Origin of the sequence: Flavobacterium sp. Root186 (genome assembly GCF_001428525.1) — a bacterium.
Classification (GTDB): domain Bacteria; phylum Bacteroidota; class Bacteroidia; order Flavobacteriales; family Flavobacteriaceae; genus Flavobacterium.
On the sequence record NZ_LMHW01000015.1, the window covers coordinates 340,909 to 365,016 of the forward strand.

The window sequence follows — 24,108 nt, forward strand, 5'->3', positions numbered from 1 at the left end:
TGGGAGAATCAATTTAATAGTATACAATATGAAACTAATAATATATTCATTCGTTTTGTTTTTATGTTTTTCTACTTTGTCTTTTTGTCAGGAAGCCGTAGAAAAACCTGCTCCGCCAGCGGGTAATGCACTAATTGGGGATTTCTATGGTGCGGATATTTCTAATGTTTCAATTGATAAAGCAGTTTCTGTTGAAAAGCTGGAAAGCAAATTGAAGGATGTGAAAAAAGCAGAAGGAATTGCTGTAAAAGGTGAGGTAACGAACGTTTGTGAAAAAAGAGGATGCTGGATAACTCTTAAGACAGAGGGCGGCTCGTCTTTCTTCGTAAAAATGAAAGATTATGCATTTTTTGTTCCAACAGCATTGAAAGGAAAAATAGTGGTTTTAGAAGGTAATGCTGAGCGAAAAGTGACATCTGTTGATGAGCTTAGGCATTATGCAAAAGATGCTAAAAAGACAAAAGCTGAAATAGATGCTATTACTACGCCAAAAGAAGAAATTAGATTTTTGGCTGATGGAATAAAAGTGGTAAACTAAAACAAAATTCACAAAGTTGAATTTGATATTACTGATGAATCTAAGAAAGTTAAAGAGCTTAGATGTTAAAAAGAAGCAGAATTAGATTTGTAAAAAGAAAAAGCGAGATAACTATCTCGCTTTTTCTTTTTATTTAGTTTTTAATTATTTGCCCGGCTTCATTAAAAAGACACTTTTGTATTTTTTTCTGATGTCAGCTAAATTTCTTTCAGCTTCGATTCTTGATTTAAAATTCCCAACAATAACCTTGTAATTTGGGGTGTTGAAAATTATGGTGCCGTCAATATTTGTATATTCTCTTTTGAAGTCAGACAACGTCTTTTTTGCGTCTTCGCTTTTGCCACTAAAAATTTGGATTCGATAAGAATCGTTTGTACTTATTGATGTGTTAAATTTACGTTTGTCGTTCAATAATTGCTCAAATTTAGGGTCTTGATTTAGTGTTAAATTTTGGCTTTGAGCATGAATATTATATGCTAATGTCAACATTGTGAATGTTAAGAAAACGTTTTTTGAAGAGGTTAAAATTCTCATAATGTGATGGTTTTTATGCAAAAATACTATTTAAAGTTTGTATGTAAAATTTTAATATTATTTAGAATTGATATAAATTGATATTTAAGACTATTTTAAGGTTTTGAGAATAGTTCATAAGTCGTATTTTTGTGCAAGTTTTAAAAGAAGGTATTCGTTTTTGTCTGACTTATTACAGAAAAAATCATACCAAAAATTAGTAGATAATTATTATACTATATGAAAAAGGTGGGTAACCATAATTCGATCTCAAGAAAATTATTACTTAGTTTATCGCTAACGTTAATTTTCTCCCTAACTTCATTTGCTCAAGATCCGGCTGCAGCTCCTGCGGCGACTGAAGCTGCTGCGGCTCCTGCTGCTGCATCTGGTGGTGATCCGGTAAAAGGGAAAGAACTTTTTAATGCAAATTGCGCTGCATGTCACAAATTAGATGCTAAATCAACTGGTCCTGCTTTAAGAGGTGTTGCCTCTAAGCACGATATGGCATGGATTTACAAATGGGTACACAACAGTTCTGATATGATTAAATCAGGAGACGCTGTTGCAGTTAAACTTTTTGAAGAAAATAATAAGTCAGTAATGACTTCGTTTCCTCAATTATCTGAAGGTGATATTGATAATATTATCGCTTATACTTCTGAAGTGAAAGCCGAGCCAGCTATAGTTCCTGGAACTGTTCCTCCTGGAGAAAAAGTTGATGGCGGTGGGATTTCTAATAATATTATTTTAGGAGCTCTTGCTTTAGTAATGGCTATTTTAGTTGTTATGTTGTTCATGGTGAACAAAGTATTAACTAAAGTTGCAAGTAATAATGGAATTGTAGTTGGGCCTAAAGAAGCTAGAACTCCAATTTGGAAAGCATTTGCTAAAAATCAATTTTTGGTATTAGTTACTTCTATATTCTTGCTTTTAGCTAGTGGTTACTTTGTTTACGGATACTTGATGCAGGTTGGTGTTGATCAGAATTATGAGCCAATTCAGCCAATTCACTATTCTCACAAAATTCACGCTGGAGATAACGAGATCAATTGTAAATATTGTCACTCTGCTGCTCGTGTGAGTAAAACTGCTGGTATTCCTTCTTTAAATGTTTGTATGAACTGTCATAAAAATATTTCTGAAGTTGCAGAAACTACTGCTACTGCTGAGTACAGCAAAGCATTTTACGATGCTCAAATTCAAAAATTATATGATGCTGTTGGATGGGATAAGACTAAACAGGTTTATACTGGAAAAACACAGCCTGTAAAATGGGTTCGTATTCATAATCTTCCTGATTTTGTTTATTTCAATCACTCACAACACGTTTCTGTTGCAGGAGTTGAATGTCAAACTTGTCACGGTCCAGTGCAGGAATTTGAAATCATGAAGCAATACTCTAAATTAACAATGGGATGGTGTATTGACTGCCATAGAAAAACTGATGTTAAGATGGAAGGAAATGCATATTATGATAAAATTCATGCTGAACTTTCTAAAAAATACGGTGTAGAGAAATTAACTGCAGCGCAAATGGGAGGTTTAGAATGCGGTAAATGCCACTATTAATCGAATTATTAAGATTTTAATATTTATATACAATGTCATCAAACAAAAAATACTGGAAAAGTGTTGAAGAACTAGAAAATAGTTCTATTGTTGAGGCGCTTAGAAATAACGAATTTGTTGAAGAAATTCCTACGGATGAATTCTTAGGAAATGCAGATGCTTTAGCTTCATCTGGAACTTCACGTCGTGACTTTTTAAAGTACGTAGGATTTAGTACTGCAGCGGTTACACTTGCTGCTTGTGAAGGTCCTGTGCACAAGTCTATCCCTTATGTATTACAACCAGAGCAAATCATTCCTGGTGTTGCAGATTACTATGCAACTACTGTTTTTGATGGTTTTGATTTTGCTAACCTTTTGGTAAAAACTCGTGAGGGTCGTCCAATTAAAATTGAAAACAATACTGTCTCTGGAGCTAAGTTTTCAGCTAATGCTAGAATTCATGCGTCTATATTATCTTTATATGATAGCGGACGTTTGAAAGAACCAAAAAAAGATGGTAAAAATATTAGCTGGTCTACTGTTGATTTAGAAATTAAATCAGCTTTGGCAAAAGCAAAAACTAAAGGCGGACAGGTTGTATTGTTAACAAATACATTAGCAAGTCCGTCAACTGAAAAGTTGATTGGAGAGTTTATTGCTAAAAATCCAAATGCTAAACATGTTGTTTATGATGCAGTTTCTTCTTCTGATGCATTAGATGCATTCGAAACTGTATATGGTGAAAGAGCTTTGGTTGATTATGATTTTTCAAAAGCTTCATTAATTGTATCTGTTGGTGCTGATTTCTTAGGAGACTGGCAAGGTGGTGGATATGATGCTGGATATGCAAAAGGACGTATTCCTCAAAACGGAAAAATGTCTCGTCATTTTCAGTTTGAATCAAATATGACTTTATCTGGAGCTGCTGCTGATAAGCGTGTGCCAATGAGTACGGCTGATCAAAAACAAGCTCTGGTTCAAATTTATAATATTGTTGTTGGTGCTTCTGTTCCTGTTACTTTAGATGCTAAATTTAAAGCAGAAGTTGTAAAAGCAGCGCAGCAATTAAAAGCATCTGGTACAAAAGGAATTTTAGTATCAGGAATTGAAGATAAAAATGCACAATTATTAGTTTTAGCTATTAATCATGTATTGGCTAGTGAAGCTTTTAATACTGCAGGAACAAGACAAATTAGAAAAGGATCTAATGCTGTTATTGCTCAATTAATAAAAGATATGAATGCTGGAAGTGTTCATACTTTAATTATGAGTGGTGTTAATCCGGTTTACACTTTAGCTGATTCAGCTTCTTTTGTTTCTGGATTGAAAAAAGTAGATACATCAGTTGCTTTTTCTTTAAGAGATGATGAAACTACTTCTATTGTTAAAGTTGCAGCTCCGGCTCCTCATTACTTAGAATCTTGGGGTGATGTTGTTATTACAAAAGGAACTTATAGTTTGACACAACCAACTATTCGCCCAATTTTCAATACAAAACAATTTCAAGACGTTTTATTATCTTTAAATGGAACTGGTGGAACTTTCTATGATTATTTGAAAGTTAATTCAGCTGCAATTATTGCAGGTTCTTCTTGGAATAAAGTTTTACATGATGGTGTTTTTGTTGTTGGTTCTACTGCTTTAGCTGTTGGTTCTTATGATTTCGCAGGTGCTGCAAGTGCACTTTCAAAATCAAAATCAACAGGAGACTTTGAATTAGTATTGTATACTAAAACAGGTATGGGTGATGGACAGCATGCAAACAACCCTTGGTTGCAAGAGTTTCCAGATCCAATTACAAGAGTTGCTTGGGATAACTATGTTACAGTTTCAAATGCAGATGCTAAGAAATTAGGATTATCAAATGAAATTGTTGCAAATGGAGGTTTGAATGGTAGTTATGCTACTATTACTATAGCTGATGGTTCTAAGTTAGAAAACGTTCCGGTAATTGTTCAACCAGGACAAGCTGTTGGAACAGTTGGTTTAGCTATTGGTTATGGTCGTAAAGCTTCTTTAAAAGAAGAAATGCAAGTAGGTTTAAACGCTTACGCTTTATATAAAAATTTCAATAGTGTTCAATCTGTTTCTATTGCTAAGGCAAATGGAGAGCATGAGTTTGCTTGTGTTCAAGGACAGAAAACATTAATGGGTAGAGGAGATATCATTAAAGAAACTACTTTAGAGATTTTCAATACTCAAGATGCTAAACATTGGAACGAACAGCCAATGGTATCTTTAGATCACCAAGAAGTAGAAGCTACTACTGTTGATTTATGGGAATCATTTGATCGTTCTACAGGACATCACTTCAATCTTTCGATCGACTTGAATGCTTGTACAGGATGTGGAGCATGTGTTATCGCTTGTCACGCTGAAAATAACGTACCAGTTGTTGGTAAAGCAGAGGTAAGAAGAAGCCGTGATATGCACTGGCTGCGTATTGACAGGTATTATTCTTCTGAAAGTACTTTTGAAGGTGATAACGAAAGAAAAGAAAGTATTGCTGGTTTATCTAGTTCATTATCTACATTTAATGAAATGGAAAAACCTGGAGATAACCCACAAGTAGCATTCCAGCCTGTAATGTGTCAACATTGTAATCACGCACCATGTGAAACAGTTTGTCCGGTTGCTGCAACTTCTCACGGTCGTCAAGGCCAAAACCACATGGCATATAACAGATGTGTTGGTACTCGTTACTGTGCTAATAACTGTCCATATAAAGTTCGTCGTTTCAACTGGTTCTTGTATAACAAAAATAGTGAATTCGATTATCACATGAATGATGATTTAGGTCGTATGGTATTAAACCCAGACGTAAACGTTCGTTCTCGTGGAGTTATGGAAAAATGTTCATTCTGTATCCAAAGCACTCAAGCTGTTATTCTTGAAGCTAAGCGTCAAGGTAGAGTAGTAGCTAAAGACGAGTTCAACAATGCTTGTGCATGTTCTGCAGCTTGTTCTTCTGGTGCGATGGTATTTGGAGACGTAAATGATAAAGAAAGCGAAGTTGCTAAATTAGCAGAAAGCGAAAGAATGTATCATTTATTAGAACATGTTGGTACAAAGCCAAATGTTTTCTACCACGTAAAAGTTAGAAACACTTAGTAAAATTATTAATTAAGAAACATATAAAGGATTATGTCGTCTCACTACGAAGCACCCATTAGAAAACCTTTAGTTATAGGTGATAAATCATATCACGATGTAACTGTAGATGTGGCAGCGCCTGTTGAAGGACCTGCAAATAAACAATGGTGGATTGTATTTTCAATCGCATTAATAGCCTTCCTTTGGGGATTAGGCTGTATTATTTACACCGTATCTACCGGAATTGGAACATGGGGATTAAATAAAACAGTTGGTTGGGCTTGGGATATTACTAACTTCGTTTGGTGGGTTGGTATTGGTCACGCTGGAACTTTGATTTCTGCAGTACTATTACTTTTCCGTCAGCGTTGGAGAATGGCTATTAACCGTTCTGCGGAAGCAATGACTATCTTCTCAGTAGTTCAAGCAGGTTTATTTCCAATTATTCACATGGGACGTCCATGGTTAGCATACTGGGTTTTACCTATTCCAAATCAATTTGGATCTTTATGGGTAAACTTTAACTCACCATTGCTTTGGGACGTATTCGCAATCTCAACTTATCTTTCAGTATCATTAGTTTTCTGGTGGACTGGTTTATTACCTGACTTTGCAATGCTTCGTGACAGAGCTATAACTCCATTTAATAAAAGAGTTTATTCTATCCTAAGTTTTGGATGGAGTGGAAGAGCTAAAGACTGGCAGCGTTTTGAAGAAGTATCTTTAGTATTAGCTGGTTTAGCTACACCTCTTGTACTTTCTGTACACACGATTGTATCTATGGACTTTGCTACTTCTGTTATTCCAGGATGGCATACAACAATTTTCCCTCCATACTTCGTTGCTGGAGCGGTATTCTCAGGATTTGCGATGGTAAACACATTGTTGATCGTTATGAGAAAAGTTTCTAACCTTGAAGCATACATCACATTACAGCATATAGAGTTAATGAATATCATTATCATGATTACTGGTTCTATCGTAGGTGTAGCTTACATCACTGAGTTATTCGTAGCTTGGTATTCAGGTGTAGAGTATGAGCAATATGCGTTCTTAAACAGAGCTACCGGACCTTACTGGTGGGCATATTGGTCAATGATGACTTGTAACGTTTTCTCTCCACAATTTATGTGGTTCAAAAAATTAAGAACAAGTATCATGTTTTCATTTATTATTTCGATCGTTGTTAACATCGGAATGTGGTTTGAGAGATTTGTAATTATTGTTACTTCTTTGCATAGAGATTACCTTCCATCTTCTTGGACAATGTTCTCACCAACATTTGTTGATATTGGAATTTTCATCGGAACAATTGGTTTCTTCTTCGTATTGTTTTTATTATACTCTAGAACATTCCCTGTAATTGCTCAGGCAGAGGTAAAAACAATTTTGAAAGGAACAGGAGATAATTACATTAGAGAAAGAGCAAATAAAGATTCACATCATGAGTAATAAAGTAATATACGCCATTTATAATGACGATGATATTTTGATGGATGCAGTAAAGAAAACCAGAGCTGCTCATCATCATATTGAAGAGGTTTTTACTCCATTCCCAGTTCACGGATTGGATAAGGCCATGGGCTTAGCACCAACAAGATTAGCAATTTGTGCTTTCCTATATGGATGTGTTGGTATTTCTGTTGCAACATTCATGATGAGTTATATTATGATTCATGACTGGCCGCAGGATATTGGTGGAAAACCAAGTTTTAGTTTCATTCAGAATATGCCTTCTTTTGTGCCAATTATGTTTGAGATGACTGTATTTTTCGCTGCGCATTTAATGGTAATCACTTTTTATATGAGAAGTAGATTATGGCCATTTAAGCAAGCTGAGAATCCTGATGTAAGAACAACAGATGACCATTTTTTAATGGAAGTTGCTGTAAACGATAACGAAGCAGAACTTGTTTCTTTTTTCGAAGGTACAGGAGCTGTTGAAGTTAAAGTAATTGAAAAGAATTAATTGTAGCTATGAAAAGGATATATAAAATAACACTTTTAGTTGGTATAACTATTTTAGTTTCATCTTGCCACAATAATTCGGCACCAAACTATCAGTATTTCCCGAATATGTATGAGTCTGTAGCTTATGAGCCATATACAGAGGCAAAAATATTTAAAGGAGATAAAGAAGGACAGCTTCCTGTAGAAGGAACTATTAATAGAGGTTTTGAACCTTATGAATATGAAAATTCAACGGCAGGTTATGAATTGGCAAAAGCTAATTTAAAATCTCCTTTGACTGAAGAAGAAAAAAATTCAGGAAAAGGTAAAGAACTTTTCGAAATTTATTGTATTAGCTGCCATGGTGCTGCTGGTAACGGTAAAGGTAAATTGGTTGAAAGAGAAAAATTTCTTGGAGTACCTAGCTATAAAGACAGAGATATTACTGAAGGAAGTATATTTCACGTTGAAACTTATGGTTTAAATGCAATGGGTTCACACGCAAATCAATTAAGTGCCCACGAACGTTGGTTAGTTGCTGACTATGTTCTAAAACTAAAAAGCCAATTATAATTGTTGAACAAACTGATCGTAATAGATATGTATACATTTTCAAGTAAATTAAAAACTTTTTCTATCATCTTAATGGTTCTAGGACTATTAGGAATTGGGTATGGTTTTTTAAGTGCACCTAAAGATATTCAAGAAGTTGAAAAAATACTAGCTGCTGAGGCTCATGGAGAACATGGCGCTGCTCATGCAGAATCTGCAGAAGTTTCTCATAAAGAAGCGGTACATCATGAAGCGGCTGCTGAAGCTTCTCACGAAGAACACAAAGGTGGGGAGCATGCAAAAGTTGGAGCTGCTGATGAACACACAGAACATTTAAATCACGTATTGCACCAATTGCAAAACAAGCCTTGGTCTGCATTATATGTTGCTTGTATTTTCTTTTTGCTGCTTTCTATGGGGGTTTTAGCTTTTTACGCTATTCAACAAGTTGCTCAGGCAGGTTGGTCTCCGGTTCTATTTAGAGTTATGCAAGGTATTACAGCATATTTGCCTGCTGGTTCTATCATCTTTTTTATAATTTTAGTTTTATGCGGATTACATTTCAATCATATTTTTGTATGGTTAGGAGAAGGAGTTACTGATCCAAAAAGCCCTAACTATGATGAAATTATTGCTGGTAAAGCTGGTTACTTAAACTTTCCTTTCTGGATCGTTAGAGCTGGTATCTTTTTACTAGGATGGAACTTATACCGTCATTTTTCAAGAAAAAACTGTTTAGCTCAAGATGAAGCTAATGATGATCTTTACTACAAAAAGAACTTTAAGTTATCTGCTGGATTCTTAGTTTTCTTTATTGTTTCTGAGTCAATTATGTCTTGGGACTGGATTATGTCATTTGATCCTCATTGGTTCAGTACTTTGTTTGGATGGTATGTTTTTGCTTCTTTCTTTGTAAGTGGAATTACTTCGATAGCTTTAGTTACAATATATTTAAAATCTAAAGGATATTTAGAATATGTAAATACCAGCCACATTCACGATTTAGCTAAATTCATGTTTGGTATTAGTGTTTTCTGGACTTATTTATGGTTTTCTCAATTCATGTTGATCTGGTATGCTAATATTCCAGAAGAGGTAACTTATTTTGTAACAAGAATTCAATTATATAACCTGCCTTTCTTTGGTGCGGTTGTTATGAACTTTGTTTTTCCATTATTAATATTAATCAATACTGATTTTAAACGTCTTAGCTGGGTTATTGTTATGGCGGGTGTTGTAATATTATTAGGTCACTATGTTGATTTCTTTAATATGATTATGCCTGGTACAGTTGGAGACAAATGGTTTATTGGTGTTCCTGAAATTTCGTCTATTCTTTTCTTCTTAGGTTTATTTATTTTCGTTGTATTTACAGCATTAACTAAATCTCCTCTGTTAGCAAAAAGAAATCCTTTCATCGAAGAAAGTAAACATTTTCATTATTAATATTTAAAGTAGTAAACAGATGACAAGTTTGTTGGTAATTATAGTTTTAGTTTTATTAGCAGTTGCATTATGGCAATTGACCAAGATATTTGATCTTACTCAGGTAGGATCTTCTTCGGACGATTCTCAAGTTGCATCAGATAATGATAATAATATTCAGGGATATATTATGTTTGGCTTTTTGGCTTTCATCTATATATTTACTATTTACGGTTTACTAAAATGGGGTGGTTTAGCACTTCATACTCCTGCTTCAGAGCATGGACTTTTAGTAGATAATTTAATGAATATTACTTGGGTTTTAATTTTTGTAGTTCAATTTATTACACAAGGTTTATTATACTGGTTTTCTTTTAAAAATAGAGGACATAAAGATAAAAAAGCATTATTCTTTGCTGATAGCAATAAATTAGAAGCTATCTGGAGTATTATTCCATCTGTAGTTTTGGCTTGTTTAATTCTTTATGGATTGTATGCTTGGAATAACATTATGTTTGTTGACAAAGATGAAGATGTAGTTGAAATTGAACTATATGCGCAGCAATTTAAATGGACAGCTAGATACGCAGGAAATGATAATGTTTTAGGAAAAGCTAACGTACGTTTAATTGAAGGCATAAACACATTAGGAGTTGATATGTCGGATCCTAATTCTCAAGATGATATTGTAGTTACTGAATTACATATTCCTAAAGGAAAAAAAGTACATTTTAAAATGCGTTCTCAAGACGTTTTACACTCAGCTTACATGCCTCACTTTAGAGCGCAAATGAACTGTGTACCTGGAATGGTTACTGAATTTGCTTTCATTCCAACTTACACTACTGCAGAGTACAGAGAGTTGCCATTCATGATTGAAAAAGTGGCAAATATCAATAAACTTAGAGCTGAAAAAAGTGTTGAGTTAGTTGGAAAAGGAGGAACAGCTTTAGATCCTTATACTTTTGATTATTTATTATTATGTAATAAAATCTGTGGAGCTTCACACTATAACATGCAAATGAAAGTTGTTGTTGATACTCCGGAAGATTATAAAAAATGGTTAAGTGAAAAAACAACTTTAGCTCAGGATATTAAAGCGGCAGCAGCTGCTGAAAAACCAGCTGAAGGAGTTGAAGGAACTGCTGTAGATACTGCTGCTAAAGTAAAAGATACTGTAAAAGCGGTTATAGATACTGTAAAAGCTGCAGTAGCTAAAGTAGCTATGAAATAATATTATTAAGAAAATTTAAAGTACACATATATGTCAGCAGAAGCGCACGGTCACGATCACGGACACGATCACGAGCACGAACATCATCATAAAGACACGTTCATTACTAAATATATTTTTAGTATTGATCACAAAATGATTGCTAAGCAATACTTGATTACAGGTATTGTTATGGGAGTAATTGGTATTGCAATGTCCTTGCTTTTCAGAATGCAATTAGCGTGGCCAGAAGAGTCTTTTAAAATATTCAATGTTTTATTAGGAGATAAATTTGCACCAGATGGTGTAATGGCAAATGATATTTATTTAGCTTTAGTTACAATTCACGGTACCATCATGGTATTCTTTGTACTGACAGCTGGTTTGAGTGGAACTTTTAGTAATTTACTTATTCCACTTCAAATTGGAGCGCGAGATATGGCTTCTGGATTTATGAATATGATTTCATACTGGTTGTTTTTTATATCTGCTGTAGTAATGTTATGTTCTTTATTTGTTGAAGCTGGACCAGCTTCTGCAGGTTGGACAATTTATCCTCCATTAAGTGCTTTACCACAAGCGATCCCAGGATCAGGAGCAGGTATGACTTTATGGTTAGTTTCAATGGCTATCTTTATTGCATCTTCATTAATGGGATCATTAAATTACATTGTAACTGTTATTAACTTGAGAACTAAAGGAATGTCTATGACTAGACTTCCACTTACAATCTGGACATTTTTTGTAACAGCTATTATTGGTGTTATTTCATTCCCCGTATTGTTATCAGCTGCTTTATTATTAATTTTTGATAGAAGTTTTGGTACTTCATTCTTCTTATCTGATATCTATATTGCAGGAGAGGTTTTACACTACCAAGGAGGTTCTCCAGTATTGTTTGAGCACTTATTTTGGTTCTTAGGTCACCCTGAGGTTTATATTGTAATCTTACCAGCAATGGGTCTTGTTTCTGAAATTATGGCTACGAATTCTCGTAAACCAATCTTCGGATATAGAGCGATGATTATGTCAGTTCTTGCAATTGCATTCTTATCAACTATTGTATGGGGTCACCATATGTTTATCTCTGGTATGAATCCTTTCTTAGGATCTGTATTTACTTTTACAACTTTATTGATTGCAATCCCATCTGCTGTAAAAGCTTTTAACTGGATAACAACTTTATGGAAAGGTAATTTACAGTTTAACCCTGCAATGTTATTCTCTATTGGAATGGTTTCTACTTTTATCACTGGAGGTTTAACTGGAATCATTTTAGGAGATAGTACTTTAGATATTAACGTTCACGATACGTACTTTGTAATTGCTCACTTTCACTTAGTAATGGGTATCTCTGCACTTTACGGAATGTTTGCTGGTATTTACCACTGGTTCCCTAAAATGTACGGAAGAATGCTAAACAAAAACTTAGGTTATATCCACTTTTGGGTTACAGCAGTTTGTGCTTATGGAGTTTTCTTCCCAATGCACTTTATCGGATTAGCTGGTTTACCTAGACGTTATTATACAAATACAAACTTCCCATTATTTGACGATTTGCAAAATGTGAATGTTTTAATTACAACATTTGCTCTTGTTGGAGGTGCATTCCAATTGGTATTTTTATACAACTTCTTTAGCAGTATTTTCTACGGTAAAAAAGCGGTTCAGAATCCATGGAAATCTACAACTTTAGAGTGGACAACTCCGGTTGAACATATTCACGGAAACTGGCCAGGAGAAATTCCTCATGTATACCGTTGGCCGTATGACTATAGTAACCCAAATCACGATGTAGATTTTGTTCCTCAAAATGTACCAATGAAAGAAGGTGAAGAAGTTTTACACCACTAAAAATTTCAAAAGACCGTCAGAAATGACGGTCTTTTTTGTTTAGTTAAAGTTTTAATCGTTCATGTTTACTGTTTTACAAACTGATTAGTTTCTATATCTTTGTAGAATGAATGAAAACCTAGATCCTACTGCAAAAGGATATAACCCAGAAGAATTAGATCTTGAAAAAAGATTGCGTCCACTGTCATTTGATGATTTTGCCGGTCAGGACCAAGTTTTAGAGAACTTAAAAGTTTTTGTCGCAGCTGCAAACCAGCGTGGTGAGGCGCTTGATCATGCTTTGTTTCATGGACCTCCTGGGCTTGGTAAAACAACTTTGGCTAATATTCTGGCCAATGAGCTGGAAGTTGGAATCAAAATTACTTCGGGGCCTGTTCTGGATAAACCAGGAGATTTAGCCGGTTTATTGACTAATCTTGATGAGAGAGATGTTTTGTTTATAGATGAAATTCATCGTTTGAGTCCTATTGTGGAAGAATATTTATATTCTGCAATGGAAGATTTCAAAATTGATATCATGATTGAATCTGGTCCAAATGCAAGAACAGTCCAAATCAATTTAAATCCCTTCACTTTAATTGGGGCGACTACCCGTTCCGGATTATTAACAGCTCCAATGAGAGCTCGTTTTGGAATTTCATCTCGTTTACAATATTATTCTACAGAACTTTTAACCACTATTGTGGAGAGAAGTGCCGGTATATTAAAAATGCCAATTGATCTCGAAGCTGCTATTGAAATAGCTGGACGCAGCCGCGGTACACCTCGTATTGCAAATGCATTATTACGAAGAGTTCGTGATTTCGCACAGATAAAAGGTAATGGAACTATTGATATTGAAATTGCCAGATATGCACTAAAGGCATTGAATGTAGATGCTCATGGACTTGACGAAATGGATAATAAGATATTATTAACCATTATCAATAAATTCAAGGGAGGCCCTGTTGGACTTTCTACTTTGGCTACAGCCGTATCTGAAAGCAGTGAAACTATTGAAGAAGTTTATGAACCTTTTTTAATTCAGGAAGGATTTATTATGAGAACTCCGAGAGGTAGAGAAGTTACCGATAAAGCTTATAAGCATTTGGGAAAAATAAATATAAATATCCAAGGCGGATTATTTTAAATATATACTATGAAACATTTCGTTTTATTTTTACTATTTGCATATTCTATTTCTTTTGGACAAAGTAAGCATATTACCAATCTTGCTTATGGAAAATCTCCCCAACAGATTTTAGATCTTTATATTCCTAATGAAAATTTAAAAGATTTGCCTGTTGTTATACTTCTTCATGGAGGAGCCTGGTCAATGGGAGGACTTGAATATACAAGTAAGCATGCTCAAGATATTGCTGATAAAGGATTTGTTGTTGCCAATGTCGATTATCGTTATGTAAGTGACAATATTTCTGCTAAAGATTTATTAGCAGATATCGATGCAGCTGTTGGTTACGTTTCAGAAGCTTCTAATAAATATGGCTATGCAAAAGAAAAGTATCATATTGTTGGAATTAGTGCAGGCGCGCATTTGGCATTATTATATGGTTACACCAAAAAAAATATGATATCTATAACAGCACTTTGTGCACCTTCAAGATTAGATTCTTCTGAAGCGGTAGAATTTATGAGAAAAAATGGACATCTGGATATCATCGAAAAATTGGCTGGAGCCAAAATAGATGTAAATGGAACCAATGATGCATTAATTAAAATAAGTCCGTTTAATAATATTTCGAATATTCCAACATTACTGATTCATGGTGATGCAGATAATTTGGTTAATGTCAGTCAATCGCAAAACCTCTATAATGAATTAAAAAGAAAAGATGTAGAGACAAAATTGATAATAAGGAAAGGCAAAGGACATGATGTGGGGATGAATACACTTGAAACTGAGATTCAGAATATAGATGATATTACTGCATGGATTATGCTGCACAATAAGTAATTTAATTATCAAGAAAGAATAAACATAAATATTCAAGATGAACTGTTTTAATTCTATTCAAAATGTCCGAAAATATAAAATATACTTACCCTAATAAATTATCGATAATCAGATTTTTTAAAGATGCCGAAGGTGTTCGTAGAAATCCGATTCCTTTTCATAAAAGATATTTTGAGAGATTCGGTGATTCTTTTTCTATTAGAATTGGTTTTTCAAAGTATATAATCTTGTCCAGAGATAATGAAATTGCTCAGTATATTTTAGTTAAAAACCAGAAGAATTATCATAAGTCTAAATTTCAATCCGTATACCTTTCTAAATATTTAGGAAAAGGACTTTTAACCAGTGACGGTGATTTTTGGCTGAAACAAAGACGCCTTATTCAACCGGCTTTTCATAAGCAAAAGATGAATCAGCTGGTAGATAATATGAACAAAACCATTAGTGCAGAATTACATAATTTAATTGAAGATAAAGCTATTGATCTTTTTCCTGTAATGAGTAATCTGGCATTTAATGTCGTAGCCAAATCCTTATTTCAGCTTTCAACCGCCGAAAATAAATTTCATCGAATCAAATTTATCATTGAAGAGGTTCAGAATTTTTTAATTAAAGAAATTAGACTTCCGCATAAAGCATGGTGGTTTTCATTAAGTGGTCAGGTAAAGAAACATCTTAGTCTGGCTGAAGAAAATAATAGAATTATTCAGGAAATCATTGAGGAAAGAAAAGCTTCAAAAGAAGAAATAAATGATTTATTGAACATGCTTTTGGAAACCAGATATGAAGATACTGGTGAAAGTATGTCTGTTGAACAATTGATTGATGAAATTAAAGTTCTGTTTATTGCAGGACATGAAACAACTGCAAATGCTTTAACTTTTACACTTCATCTTTTAGGCAGAAACCCAGATGTACAGCAAAAAGTATTTGATGAAATCACCGAGATTGAGTCGCAAACAGAGAACATTATTGAACAGCTTCAAAAAATGACATATACTAATGCCGTTTTGAATGAATCTATGCGATTATACCCGCCAGCCTGGATTACTGACAGGCAGAATATAGAGGATGATTCCCTGGCTCAATTCAAAATTAAAAAGGGTACATTAATTGGAATTTCTTTTTATGAATTGCATCGAAATCCTAAATATTGGAATAATCCGGATGAATTTATTCCGGAAAGATTTCTTGGTGAGCAAAAAAAGGAATCAATGCAATATTTTTATCCCTTTGGTGCTGGGCCAAGAATGTGTATTGGAACCGGCTTTGCTATTTACGAAATGTGTTTAACGATATCTCAAATTGTAAAAAAATATGTCATTCAATCAAATAATGATGTCATTCAATTTAATCCGCTAATTACTTTAAAACCTGTTAATGTTCAAGTTTCATTTTTTAAACGATGAGTATCAATTCAAAAGAAACATATTCAAAATTTATAAAAGAGGAGGCCAAAAGGTTAGGGTTTATTTCTTGTGGTATATCTAAAGCTGGTTTTCTGGAACAAGAAGCCCCCCGACTTGAGAAATGGCTGAATAACAATCATAATGGGCAAATGGCTTACATGGAGAACCATTTTGATAAGCGTTTAAATCCAACTTTATTGGTTGAAGATGGCAAAAGTGTGGTTTCTCTTTTGCTGAATTATTTTCCATCAGAATCTCAAAATGATCAAAGTTTTAAGATTTCTAAATATGCCTATGGTCAGGATTATCACTTCGTTATAAAAGAAAAATTAAAAGAACTTCTTCATTCAATTCAAGAAAATATAGGTGAGGTTTCCGGTCGTGCGTTTGTTGATTCTGCTCCGGTTTTAGATAAAGCCTGGGCCGCAAAAAGCGGTTTAGGATGGATTGGAAAAAACAGCAACTTAATAACTCAAAAAGTAGGTTCTTTTTACTTCATAGCAGAACTAATTCTTGATCTTGATTTAGAATATGACCATGCAGTTACAGATCATTGTGGTTCTTGTACTGCGTGTATAGATGCTTGTCCAACACAGGCGATTCTTGCACCATATATTGTAGATGGAAGTAAGTGCATTTCTTATTACACCATAGAACTAAAAGAAAATATACCAAATGAAATGCAGGGCAAATTTGATGATTGGATGTTTGGCTGTGATACCTGTCAGGATGTTTGTCCATGGAATCGATTTTCAAAGCCGCATTCTGAACCTCTTTTTAATCCAAATCCGGATTTAATTTCCTTCTCAAAAAAAGATTGGACAGAAATTACGGAAGAAACTTTCCAAAAAGTTTTTAAAAATTCACCTATTAAAAGAACAAAATTTGATGGACTTAAACGAAATATTAAATTTCTTGAGTAAAGTCTAAATGGGAATATTTTAATACATTTTTTCAATTTTCAATTTTTTTTATATAAATAATTAACTAATTGTTAATGAGTTGTTTATGTTGTTTATAGTCGATTTAATTTTTTTATATTTGTAGGATAATGTTGCGTATTTTTCGATTAAATTATAAAATATTGATTTTTCATTAAAAAATTAAGAAATTTCTGTTGTTTAATTGTTAAATTACCATGTTTATTGACTTGTTAAAGTTAATCTATCACGACGAAATGTGTATTTCAACGTTTTTCTAGGTAGTTTGTCGAGTAATGTAGCTAGTATTGAGGTGTTTATATACTTTCGCAGCACCAAATCTACTAATTTAATCCAAAGACGACTATGTGTCTTGAACCTAAAATAATTATGGTCCAAACGCTTTCCAATTATTTTTTTGATTTTGAAAAAACTTTTTTCAAAAATCAAAAAACCAACCCTTTCAATTTTTCGTATCTGCTAAATAATCTGAAAATCAATTTTTGGTATTCAGGTTCTATACTATCTATTACTCAAATTAATACCGAGTTTGTCTATGCGTAACTTTACTTTTAACTGGTTTAAGTTCTCCAAACCAAATTTTCTTATTTTATTTTTTTTATTAATTGGCTATAGTGCTTCAGCTCAGTTTTATACGAAACATTATATCGCGCCGGCTCCCTGGCAATATTTTAGTAAAGCAAATGAAATTGTTATAGCAACAAATTCAACAAGTACTGTAAATATTACGCTAACCAAGAGTGATGGTACTTTAGAAACAACTTTAACCGCTATAAAAGGAGCTCCAGCGGTCTATAGATTTAAACTTCTTGCGAAAGATCTTCCAATGAATGCCCTAAATACGGTAATCTCAGGGGCAGGATTAATAGTGACAAGTGATGGACCAACCTCTGTAAACATGCGAAATGTTGCTTCTGATGACTATACTGGTGGGGAAAATGTTGATGCAAACCTGAAGGGGAATGCAGCATTGACCAGTTTTGGTGATGCTGGTGTAGGGGTACGTTTTAGAGTAGGATATTATAGAGATGGCACTTTAGGAAATTTTAGTGGCTTAGGAGATCAACGTCCGATTTATAGTATTATGGCAACCGCTAATAATACAACAGTAAAAATTAACAACGCTATTGCAGCTACATTAAATGCAGGGCAAAGTTATTTGTTTAAAGCGGCTATAGGAACATTGGTAGAGTCTTCAAATCCTTCTGTAATGAATACTTCAGCGGCGATAGATATGCCTGATGGCTGTGGAGATGGAGCTTTTAATCAGGTTCCGCCTGAATCAGTTTTAGGAACGGAGTACTTTATTGAAAGAGGAAAAGGAAATGATACTGCAGAACAAACAACTGTAGTTGCAACAAAAGACAATACGGTTATAACAATAGATACTTACTCAACAACTGGTGCATTAACAGCTACGAACAGTGTGACTTTAGCAACAGCTGGAAGTTTTTATACTTTTCGTAATGGTGTGTCGAATACAAGCTTTTCGGCATCACGTGTTTCTGCAGACAAGAAAATTGTTGTTTATTCTGGTACAGCACAATCTTGTGAGGTAGATATTTCTACAATTGCCCCAGTATCAGAATGTGGAGGATCTAATTTTATAGAGACAGCAAAGTTTAGAAATTATGGTACGGGAACGTTACCATATTTTGGGTATATACTTTTAAGAAGTGCTACAGATGTAGTAACTGTAAATGGAACTAATATTGAGACTATAAGTGGTATTACAGCCCGTCATCAATTAGGCACTACAGGCTGGTATTTGATAAACTTTGAAGACACTCAAATAGGTAGTCCAAATGTTCTTTCTATTTCGAGTGCTGCTAAACTAACGGTTTCAATTGTACAGCAAGGAGGGGGATTCTCAATGGCAGGATTTTTCTCTAATTTTGCGGTTCAGCCAGAAGATCCAACCATGACTTATATTTCTGGTGGCGGATGTACTAATAATAAAGCAGAATTAACAACACCAGCTGGTTTTGCGCCTTATCAATGGTATTATAACGGGACAGCAATAACAGGAGCTAATTCGTCAACTTATACTGCTACAAAAACTGGTGCATATTCAGTAGCATCAACTTTAACTTGTGGAGCTCAAACACAGTCAAAACCTGTTAGTGTTACTTTATGTACTGATTTAGGAATTACAAAAACAGTTGATAATGCAGCACCATGTTTAGGATCTACTGTAGAATTTACTGTTAAAGTAAGCAATTTAGGAGGGAATAATGTTTCAGGAGTTTCTGTAAATGATTTGCTTCCATCAGGCTACACTTATGTAAGTTCAACACCATCAGTAGGTGTTTATGATTCGGCGACCGGTATTTGGAGTATTGGTGATGTAGAGGCTCAAACATCTATGACATTAAAAATAACTGCAACAATAAATGCAACAGGTAATTATACAAATACAGCTTCATTACCAGCATCAATAGATACTAATACTGCAAACAATTCAGCTAGTGCTGCGGTAACACCAAAGACATCAACTCTTGTTGTTACTAACCCTGCAGCAATTTGCGCACCAGCTACGGTTGATTTAACAGCTCCGGCAGTTACAGCAGGAAGTACTCCAAATATGACACTTTCATATTGGACAGATTCAAATGCATCAACTGCTTATACGACACCAAGTGCTGTTATTGCTTCAGGAACTTATTATATAAAAGCGGTTTCTGTCGACGGATGTCAGTTTATAAAGCCGGTTGTGGTAACAATTAATGGGCAGGCAAATACACCTACAATTTCAGCAAGTGGTGGAACTACTTGTATAACAGGAAGTGTTGTGTTAACATCATCTGGTAATTCGGGTACTTTTTTATGGTCAACAGGAGAAACCACAAAAAGCATTACAGTTACTTCAAATGGAAGTTATACTGTTAAAAGAATAAATGCTGCTGGTTGTCCTGGTAATAGTTCTGCGGCAACAGTAGTAACTTTTACACCAGTTGCTCCTACAGCTTCTGCTCAAACATTTTGTTCATCTGAAAATAAAAAAGTTAGTGATTTAGTTGCCTCGGGAACTAATTTAAAATGGTATAGTGGGGCAAATGGAGGAACAGCTCTTTCATCGACTTTAACTTTGGCAACAGGGAATTATTATGGAAGCCAGACTGTAAATGGATGTGAAAGTTCAAGAACTCAAATAGCTGTAACTATTAATACTGTTTCTTCGGCTCCGGTTGCTTCCTCTCAGACTTTTTGTGCTTCTGATAATAAAAAGGTGAGTAATTTAGTAGCAACAGGATCAAATTTAAAATGGTATAGCGCAAGCAGCGGAGGTACACTTTATAATGGAACAGAAACATTAACGTCAGGAAATTATTATGTAAGCCAAACTGCCAATACTTGTGGAGAAAGTGCAAGAACATTAGTAGTGATAACAATAGATACTGCGCCTTCTGCACCAACAGCATCTTCACAAACATTTTGTGCAACTGATGCTAAAAAAGTTAGTGATTTAGTGGCAACAGGAACAAATTTAAAATGGTATAGCGCAAGCAGCGGAGGTACACTTTATAATGGAACAGAAACATTAACGACAGGGAATTATTATGTAAGTCAGACTACTAATAGTTGTGGAGAGAGTGCAAGAAGGTTAGTGGCTGTTACAGTAAATAATACAGCTGCGCCAACATCATCTTCACAAACATTTTGTGCAATTGATGCTAAAAAAGTAAGTGATCTGGCAGCGACCGGAACTAGCTTAAAATGGTATAGTGCTTCAACAGGTGGAACATCATACACAGGTACAGAAACATTAACATCAGGTAATTATTATGTAAGTCAGACTCTAAACAGTTGTGAGAGTACAAGAACTTTAGTAGTGGTTACAGTAAATAATACAGCTGCACCAACAGCATCGTCACAAACATTTTGTGAAATTGATGCTAAAAAAGTAAGTGATTTAGTGGCAACAGGTACCAATTTGAAATGGTATAATGCAAACACAGGAGGGATACTTTATGCGGGAACAGAAACATTAACATCAGGTAACTATTATGTAAGCCAGACTATAAGCGGTTGTGAAAGTGCGAGAACATTGGTGTCAGTTATAGTAAATCCAACACCCGCTGCACCAAGTATTACAGCAGACGGCCCAACGACATTTTGTTTTGGTGGAAGTGTAACTTTGACTTCTACTGGAGGAAACAGTTATTTATGGTCAACTGGAGCTACTACTCAGTCGATTACTGTATCTGCTTCTGGAACTTATAGCGTAAGAATAGCGAATGCTTCAGGATGTCAAAGTCCTTCTTCAACTGCTACGATAGTAACAGTAAATGCTATACCTTCAGCCCCGACAGCTTCATTACAGAATTTCTGTTCAGCTGACGCTAAAAAGGTAAGCGATCTTACAGCGACAGGAACAAATTTAAAATGGTACAACGCTTCAACAGCAGGAACATTATATACGGGAACAGAAACTTTAGCAACAGGAACTTACTATGTAAGTCAGACTGTAACTGGATGTGAAAGCACAAGAACTTCTGTAAGTGTAACAATAAATACAACACCTGCAGTTCCGACATTAAGTGCTGTAACCCAGCCGACCTGTTCAACAGCAACAGGAAGTTTTACAATATCAAACTACAGTGCTTCTAACACTTATGCGGTAAGTCCTTCAACAGGTGTTACCCAGTCNGCTGTAACCCAGCCGACCTGTTCAACAGCAACAGGAAGTTTTACAATATCAAACTACAGTGCTTCTAACACTTATGCGGTAAGTCCTTCAACAGGTGTTACCCAGTCMGGAAACACGATTACAGCTCTGGCAGGAAGCTATACTGTAACAGCTTCGGCAAACGGATGTACTTCGGCTGCTTCATCAGCTGCGGTTATCAACGCTCAGCCTACAACACCTGCAGTTCCTACATTAAATGCTGTAACCCAGCCGACCTGTTCAACAGCAACAGGAAGTTTTACAATATCAAACTACAGTGCTTCTAACACTTATGCGGTAAGTCCTTCAACAGGTGTTACCCAGTCAGGAAANCAGCCGACCTGTTCAACAGCAACAGGAAGTTTTACAATATCAAACTACAGTGCTTCTAACACTTATGCGGTAAGTCCTTCAACAGGTGTTACCCAGTCAGGAAACACGATTACAGCTCCTGCAGGAAGCTATACAGTTACAGCTTCGGCAAACGGATGTACTTCGGCTGCTTCATCAGCTGCGGTTATCAACGCTCAGCCTACAACACCTGCAGTTCCGACATTAAGTGCTGTAACCCAGCCGACCTGTTCAACAGCAACAGGAAGTTTTACAATATCAAACTACAGTGCTTCTAACACTTATGCGGTAAGTCCTTCAACAGGTGTTACCCAGTCAGGAAACACGATTACAGCTCTGGCAGGAAGCTATACTGTNCAGCCTACAACACCTGCAGTTCCGACATTAAGTGCTGTAACCCAGCCGACCTGTTCAACAGCAACAGGAAGTTTTACAATATCAAACTACAGTGCTTCTAACACTTATACAATCAGCCCTTCAACAGGGGTTACCCAGTCCGGAAACACGATTACAGCTCCGGCAGGAAGCTATACGGTAACAGCGACAGCTAACGGATGTATTTCGGCTGCTTCATCAGCTGCGGTTATCAACGCACAGCCAGCAACACCTGCAGTTCCGACATTAAGCGCTGTAACCCAGCCGACCTGTTCAACAGCAGCAGGAAGTTTTACCATTTCAAACTACAGTGCTTCTAACACTTATGCGGTAAGCCCGTCAACAGGGGTTACCCAGTCCGGAAACACGATTACAGCTCCGGCAGGAAGCTATACGGTAACAGCRACRGCTAACGGATGTACTTCGGCTGCTTCAACAGCTGCGGTTATCAACGCACAGCCTGCAACACCTGCAGTTCCGACATTAAGCGCTGTAACCCAGCCGACCTGTTCAACAGCAGCAGGAAGTTTTACCATTTCAAACTACAGTGCTTCTAACACTTATGCGGTAAGCCCGTCAACAGGGGTTACCCAGTCCGGAAACACGATTACAGCTCCGGCAGGAAGCTATACGGTAACAGCAACAGCTAACGGATGTACTTCGGCTACTTCATCAGCTTCGGTAATTTCAGATTATATTTGTGCTGAAGATGATACACCTTTATCGGTTAATGGCTTAGTTGGAGGATCGATTTCAACTATTTTTGCAAATGATAAAATTAATGGTGTTTCTTTTTTACCAGGTGATGTAACTTTAACAACAGCTACACTTCCTACAGGAATTACTTTTAATTCTAATGGAACTATTAATGTAGCGCCAAATACAGCAACAGGAACACACAACATAACTTATACTATTTGTGAAACTACAAATTCTAGTATTTGTGATTCGGCTATTGTTACTATAATAATAACTGCTCCTGTAATTGATGCGGTTACAGAAACTACGGCATCAGTAAACGGAAACACAGGAGGCACAACCGCAGCCTTAACCACTAACGATACCTTAAACGGAAACCCGGTAGTAATCGGCAGTTCAGCTGGACAGGTAACATTAACACATCAGTAAACGGAAACACAGGAGGCACAACCGCAGSCTTAACCRCTAACGATACCTTAAACGGAAACCCGGTAGTAATCGGCAGTTCAGCTGGACAGGTAACATTAACACCAATCAGTGTTCCGACAGGCTTAACATTAAATGCAGACGGAACAGTAACTGTAGCACCAAAYACGGCGGCAGGAACTTATGATGTTGAATACCGTATCTGCGAAGTTACCAACACGGCAAATTGTGATGCAGTAATTTCAAAAATAGTAGTTGGAGCAGCAGTAATTGATGCGGTTACAGAAACTACARCATCAGTAAACGGAAACACAGGAGGCACAACCGCAGSCTTAACCRCTAACGATACCTTAAACGGAAACCCGGTAGTAATAGGAACTTCAGCTGGACAGGTAACATTAACACCAATCAGTGTTCCAACAGGATTGACTTTAAATGCAGACGGAACAGTAAATGTAGCACCAAACACRGCGGCAGGAACTTATGATGTTGAATACCGTATCTGCGAAGTTACCAACACAGCAAATTGTGATGCAGTAATTTCAAAAATAGTAGTTGGAGCAGCAGTAATTGATGCGGTTACAGAAACTACA

15 protein-coding genes are annotated in these 24,108 nt (G+C 35.6%); 14 read left to right on the forward strand and 1 reads right to left on the reverse strand.

The annotated features are described in order from the left end of the window. Positions 1-28 precede the first annotated feature (28 nt). Positions 29-538 (forward strand): DUF4920 domain-containing protein, encoded by a 510-nt coding sequence (locus tag ASD98_RS20590; RefSeq protein ID WP_056208180.1) that lies wholly within the window; start codon positions 29-31, stop codon positions 536-538. A gap of 144 nt (positions 539-682) precedes the next feature. Here ASD98_RS20590 and ASD98_RS20595 read toward each other — a convergent pair whose 3' ends face one another. After that, entirely contained in the window at positions 683-1,072 is a 390-nt protein-coding gene (locus ASD98_RS20595; RefSeq protein WP_056208184.1) for an SPOR domain-containing protein, read from the reverse strand. A 219-nt stretch (positions 1,073-1,291) separates the two neighbouring features. On the opposite strand from ASD98_RS20595, the gene ASD98_RS20600 reads away from it, so the two are divergent. The 13 genes from ASD98_RS20600 to ASD98_RS24615 form a co-directional block, all read left to right on the forward strand. After that, positions 1,292-2,623: a c-type cytochrome gene (locus ASD98_RS20600; protein ID WP_056208187.1), complete on the forward strand. Its 1,332-nt coding sequence runs from the start codon at positions 1,292-1,294 to the stop codon at positions 2,621-2,623. A 32-nt stretch (positions 2,624-2,655) separates the two neighbouring features. Further along, a complete protein-coding gene (locus ASD98_RS20605) occupies positions 2,656-5,715 on the forward strand; it encodes a TAT-variant-translocated molybdopterin oxidoreductase (RefSeq protein ID WP_056208189.1) in 3,060 nt (1,019 codons plus the stop codon). Positions 5,716-5,748: 33 nt separating this feature from the next. Then, a complete protein-coding gene (nrfD, locus tag ASD98_RS20610; RefSeq protein ID WP_042566279.1) occupies positions 5,749-7,149 on the forward strand; it encodes an NrfD/PsrC family molybdoenzyme membrane anchor subunit in 1,401 nt (466 codons plus the stop codon). Beyond that, entirely contained in the window at positions 7,142-7,666 is a 525-nt protein-coding gene (locus tag ASD98_RS20615) for a DUF3341 domain-containing protein (protein ID WP_017498155.1), read from the forward strand. Before nrfD ends, ASD98_RS20615 begins: the two co-directional genes overlap by 8 nt. Before the next feature lie 8 nt (positions 7,667-7,674). Continuing rightward, on the forward strand, positions 7,675-8,220 hold the full coding sequence (locus ASD98_RS20620) for a cytochrome c (RefSeq protein ID WP_056208192.1): 546 nt from the start codon (positions 7,675-7,677) through the stop codon (positions 8,218-8,220). A 27-nt stretch (positions 8,221-8,247) separates the two neighbouring features. Next, positions 8,248-9,645 carry a hypothetical protein gene (locus tag ASD98_RS20625; RefSeq protein WP_056208194.1) on the forward strand — a complete coding sequence of 466 codons (1,398 nt, stop codon included), beginning with the start codon at positions 8,248-8,250 and terminating at the stop codon, positions 9,643-9,645. Positions 9,646-9,664: 19 nt separating this feature from the next. Continuing rightward, positions 9,665-10,858: a cytochrome c oxidase subunit II gene (locus ASD98_RS20630; RefSeq protein WP_056208197.1), complete on the forward strand. Its 1,194-nt coding sequence runs from the start codon at positions 9,665-9,667 to the stop codon at positions 10,856-10,858. Between the two features lie 30 nt (positions 10,859-10,888). After that, positions 10,889-12,691 (forward strand): cbb3-type cytochrome c oxidase subunit I, encoded by a 1,803-nt coding sequence (locus ASD98_RS20635; RefSeq protein WP_056208200.1) that lies wholly within the window; start codon positions 10,889-10,891, stop codon positions 12,689-12,691. A 106-nt stretch (positions 12,692-12,797) separates the two neighbouring features. Continuing rightward, positions 12,798-13,820: a Holliday junction branch migration DNA helicase RuvB gene (gene ruvB / locus ASD98_RS20640; RefSeq protein ID WP_056208203.1), complete on the forward strand. Its 1,023-nt coding sequence runs from the start codon at positions 12,798-12,800 to the stop codon at positions 13,818-13,820. Positions 13,821-13,829: 9 nt separating this feature from the next. Next, on the forward strand, positions 13,830-14,645 hold the full coding sequence (locus ASD98_RS20645) for an alpha/beta hydrolase (RefSeq protein ID WP_056208206.1): 816 nt from the start codon (positions 13,830-13,832) through the stop codon (positions 14,643-14,645). A gap of 62 nt (positions 14,646-14,707) precedes the next feature. Further along, entirely contained in the window at positions 14,708-16,054 is a 1,347-nt protein-coding gene (locus ASD98_RS20650) for a cytochrome P450 (RefSeq protein ID WP_056208209.1), read from the forward strand. Continuing rightward, positions 16,051-16,977: a tRNA epoxyqueuosine(34) reductase QueG gene (queG, locus tag ASD98_RS20655; protein ID WP_056208212.1), complete on the forward strand. Its 927-nt coding sequence runs from the start codon at positions 16,051-16,053 to the stop codon at positions 16,975-16,977. The genes ASD98_RS20650 and queG overlap by 4 nt, the downstream gene beginning before the upstream one ends. 1,939 nt (positions 16,978-18,916) lie before the next feature. Further along, positions 18,917-21,645 (forward strand): hypothetical protein (locus ASD98_RS24615; protein ID WP_369814794.1); only part of this gene is annotated, 2,729 nt, incomplete at its 3' end. Between the last annotated feature and the right edge of the window lie 2,463 nt (positions 21,646-24,108).